Source organism: Streptomyces sp. NPDC059900 (assembly GCF_050270335.1).
In the GTDB taxonomy this organism is placed as follows: Bacteria; Actinomycetota; Actinomycetes; order Streptomycetales; family Streptomycetaceae; genus Streptomyces.
In genome coordinates this window covers 1-3,971 of record NZ_JBNNJZ010000686.1, presented here as the reverse complement: position 1 = coordinate 3,971, position 3,971 = coordinate 1, and the positions used below count along the sequence as shown (strand labels likewise).

4 protein-coding genes are annotated in these 3,971 nt (G+C 71.4%); 3 read left to right on the top strand and 1 reads right to left on the bottom strand.

The genetic code is table 11. The annotated features are described in order from the left end of the window. Positions 1 to 169: 169 nt before the first annotated feature. Positions 170 to 1,099 carry a LysR family transcriptional regulator gene (locus ACQKIP_RS42010; protein ID WP_365856491.1) on the top strand — a complete coding sequence of 310 codons (930 nt, stop codon included), beginning with the start codon at positions 170 to 172 and terminating at the stop codon, positions 1,097 to 1,099. Positions 1,100 to 1,138: 39 nt separating this feature from the next. Here the strand turns inward: ACQKIP_RS42010 and ACQKIP_RS42005 are convergent, their stop codons facing one another. After that, complete coding sequence (locus tag ACQKIP_RS42005; RefSeq protein ID WP_365856493.1) at positions 1,139 to 1,828, bottom strand: DUF2848 domain-containing protein; 690 nt, start codon at positions 1,826 to 1,828, stop codon at positions 1,139 to 1,141. Between the two features lie 136 nt (positions 1,829 to 1,964). Here ACQKIP_RS42005 and ACQKIP_RS42000 point away from each other — a divergent pair, with 136 nt between their 5' ends. After that, a complete protein-coding gene (locus tag ACQKIP_RS42000) occupies positions 1,965 to 3,326 on the top strand; it encodes an MFS transporter (RefSeq protein WP_365856495.1) in 1,362 nt (453 codons plus the stop codon). Positions 3,327 to 3,394: 68 nt separating this feature from the next. Beyond that, the coding region (locus ACQKIP_RS41995; RefSeq protein WP_427745410.1) for a nitrilase-related carbon-nitrogen hydrolase at positions 3,395 to 3,971 on the top strand (577 nt) is incomplete at its 3' end.

Genomic DNA, 3,971 nt, shown 5'->3' with positions numbered 1-3,971 from the left:
GGCCAGATCCGCAGCGCTCATGGCGGAGCCTTCCTGGAGCAAGGGGGCCGGTCGGACGGCCGGCGGAGGCGCGGTGCCTCGATGAAGACCGTAGGGAGAACCGCTTATGCATTCCAAGACCGGCTTTGCCATGTGAAGATGACCCGGAAGGCATAAGTCAAGGTGGACCATGGATCTTCTGCAGTTGCGCTACTTCCAGGCCGTCGCCCGTTACGAGCACATCAGCCGCGCCGCACAGGAACTGCGCGTCGCCCAGCCCTCGCTCAGCCGCACCATCGCGCGCCTGGAGTCCGAGCTGGGCTCGCCGCTCTTCGACCGGCAGGGCCGCCGCATCCGGCTCAATCCGTACGGCGCGATGTTCCTGCGGCATGTGGAGCGGGCCCTGAGCGAGCTGGACGACGGTCGCAGGGCCGTGCGCGAGGCGCGTGACACGGGGCTGGGCCGGGTGAGTGTCGCCTCCGAGACCCTTTTGACGATCACTCACCTGCTGGGGAGTTTCCGGGCCGATCACCCCCGTGCCGATGTACGGCTCTTCCAGTCGACGGCGCAGGAGATGGACCGCCGGCTGCGCACCAGGGAGGTCGATTTCTGTGTCGCCTCGCAGCCGTTGACCGGCACGAACTTGGAGACGGTGGAGCTCGCGCGCGAAGAGGTGCTGCTCGCGGTGCCGCCCGGGCACTGGCTCGACGGGCGGGAGAGCGTGACGATCCCCGAGATCGCCGACGAGCCCTTCGTGTCCACACGCCCGGGCCACTGGCAGCGCACCCTCCTGGACCGGCTGTTCGCGGCCGAGGGGCTCACGCCGCTGCTGTCCTGTGAGGGCGATGAGCCGGGCGCGAGCCAGGACATGATCAGCGCGGGCCTCGGCATCGGCCTCATCCCGGCGATCTCCCGCCTGGCGGGCACGGAAAGCACCGTCCCGGTCGCCTGGGTCCAGGTGGACGCACCCGACTGCCAGCGCCTGCTGACCCTGGTGTGGAACCGCGAGGGCTATCTGTCGGAAGCCGCCCTGAAGTTCCGGGAGTTCATCACCAGCACACCCTTCATGGACCACCGCCTGCCCGGCACACCCCGCGAGGGCGCCCTCCGTCGGGCCTAGGGTGCCGGGGCGCGGCGGTCGATGAGGGGCGGGCCCCGGTCAGCCAATGGGCTGGGGCAGGGGCACCACCTGGTAGGCCAGGCGGATCGTGTTGCCGGTGGCGGGGTCGCCCAGTTCCACGCGCCAGCCGTCGGCGAACTGGTCCACGTCGTGGGCCATGGGGATGGTGCCCGAGATCAGGACGGTGCCGGGCGTCAGGCCGCCGCGTTCGCGCAGGACGTCCGCCCAGTAGCCGGGCGTGAGGAGCTCGGCGAGCGTGCCGTGCTGGATCTCGGTCTCCCTGCCGTCGTCGTGGGTGACCCAGGCGCGCAGGGTCAGCTCGTCGATACGCGCCTCGACGTCGGCCAGGAGCCAGGCCTGGCGGGCCAGGACGTCGGGTGCCGCGTTCTTGCTCCAGGCCACGCCGTGGACCTCGAGGTCGCGGTCGGTGTGGTCGCACGCGGCCGTCAGGAGCAGTTCGCCGTCGTCCGCGACGACCAGGGCCCACTCCGCCTCGCCCGATGTGTGCGCGTGCGGCGCGGCGACCTCGTCGGTCTGCTGGGCCAGGTAGGGGGAGACGGGGTAGAGCGCCGGGGTCACCGACGGCGCGGGCACCCCGAGCAGGGCGAGCTCGGCGACATGTGCGGCGACGTCTGCCTGCGCGCGCCCGGCGTATCCGGCGTTGAGCAGCTGCACCACATCGACGTCGCGGGTGGAGCCGTCGGGGAGTTCGAAGGTCAGCACGGCCATGGGGCACTCCAAAAGGGGGCGGATCTCGACACGGTTAACTTCCGGCGCGGGGGTTGCGCATACGACCTGTATACAAGAAGTATGCCGGAAGGTCGATGTCCAGGTCGATGTCCCCTCGACGCAAGGATCGGGAAGCATGCAGCACACCCCCAAGGGCCCGCCGGCGGTCTCGCCGGACCGCTCCGGCATCCGCCGGGCCTTCTTCGCCAGCCTCACCGGGACCGCTCTGGAGTGGTACGACTTCGCGGTCTACTCCGCCGCCGCGGCCCTGGTCTTCGGCGATCTCTTCTTCCCCTCGGAGGACCCCCTCACCGGCACCCTCCTGGCGTTCTCCACCTATGCCGTCGGCTATGTCTCACGCCCCCTCGGCGGCATCGTCTTCGGCCGGCTCGGCGACGTGATCGGCCGCAAGAAGGTCCTCATCGCCACGCTGGTCCTCATCGGCGCGGCCACGTTCCTCATCGGCGTCCTGCCCACCTACGCCACCGCGGGCGTCACCGCCCCCATCGCCCTGGTCCTGCTGCGGTTCGCACAGGGCGTCGGGGTCGGCGGCGAATGGGGCGGCGCGGTCCTGCTGTCCAGCGAGTTCGGCGACCCGCGCCGCCGCGGCTTCTACGCCTCCGCCGCGCAGATCGGACCGCCCGCGGGAAACCTCCTGGCCAACGGCGTCCTCGCGGCCCTTGGCGTGCTCCTGACCGAGGAGCAGTTCCTGTCCTGGGGCTGGCGCGTGGCCTTCCTGCTGTCCGGCGCCCTGGTCGCCTTCGGCCTGTGGATCCGGGCGAAGCTGGAGGAGACCCCGGTCTTCAAGGCCATGGAAGCCGAGGAATCGCAGCCGCAGGCGCCGATCCGCGAGGTCTTCACCACCCAGCCCCGCGCCCTGTGCGCGGCGATCCTCAGCCGGGTCGCCCCCGACGTGCTGTACGCGATGTTCACCGTGTTCGTCCTCACCTACGCCACCGGCGAACTGGGCATGAGCCGAGGCTCGGCCCTGGCGGCCGTCCTGCTCGGGTCCTCCCTGCAGATCTTCCTCATTCCCCTGGCCGGCGCCCTGTCCGACCGGGTCAACCGCCGTATGCTCTACGGCTGTTCCGCCCTCGCCGCGGGAGTCTGGCCGTTCGTGTTCTTCCTCGTGGTCGACGGCGGCAGCTGGATCCTGCTGGTGTGCGGCGTCGTGGTGGCGCTGGCCATCCACTCCTTCATGTACGGCCCGCAGGCGGCCTTCGTCGCCGAGCAGTTCTCACCCCGCCTGCGCTACACCGGCTCCTCCCTCGCCTACACCCTGGCGGGACTCATCGGCGGAGCGGTCGCCCCGCTGCTGTTCACCGCCCTGCTCAGTTCCTTCGACAGCTGGGTCCCGCTGGCGCTCTACCTCGCCGCGGCGGCAGCCGTGACCCTCGTCGGGCTCGTCCTGGGCAGGGACTCCGCCCGCGCAGAGGAGGAGGACGCGCTGCTCGGCGCCGGGGCGGCGCAGGCCGAGCCCGCCGCCTGGGTTCCGTGAGCGGGCGCGCCGCCCGTTACGTTCGTCTCAGCCGGCCCATCCGACACCACCCCGAAAGGCGGCCCACCGTGCGCATCGCACTGAGCCAGCTCACGACCGGTCCCGAACCCGGCAAGAACCTCGCCCTCATCGAGGAATGGACCTCACGGGCGGCGGACGCCGGTGCGGACGTCGTCGTCTTCCCCGAGGCGTCGATGGCCTGCTTCGGCACCCCGCTGGCGCCGCTCGCCGAACCCCTGGACGGCCCGTGGGCCGGCAAGGTCCGCGCCATCGCCGAGGCCGCGGGCATCACCGTCGTGGCGGGCATGTTCACCCCGGCGTCCGACGGCCGGGTGACCAACACCCTGCTGGCCACGGGGCGCGGCGTCGAAGCGACATACGACAAGATCCATCTCTACGACGCCTTCGGCTTCGCGGAGTCCGACACCGTCGCCGCGGGATCGCAGGTCGTCACCATCGACGTGCAGGGCGTACGCCTGGGCCTGGCCACGTGCTACGACGTGCGCTTCCCGGAGCTGTTCCGGGCCCACGCCGACGCCGGGGCCACCGCCACCCTGCTGGCAGCCTCCTGGGGCGCGGGCCCCGGCAAGGTCGACCAGTGGGAGCTGCTGGTGCGCGCCCGCGCCCTGGACGCCACGCTGTGGG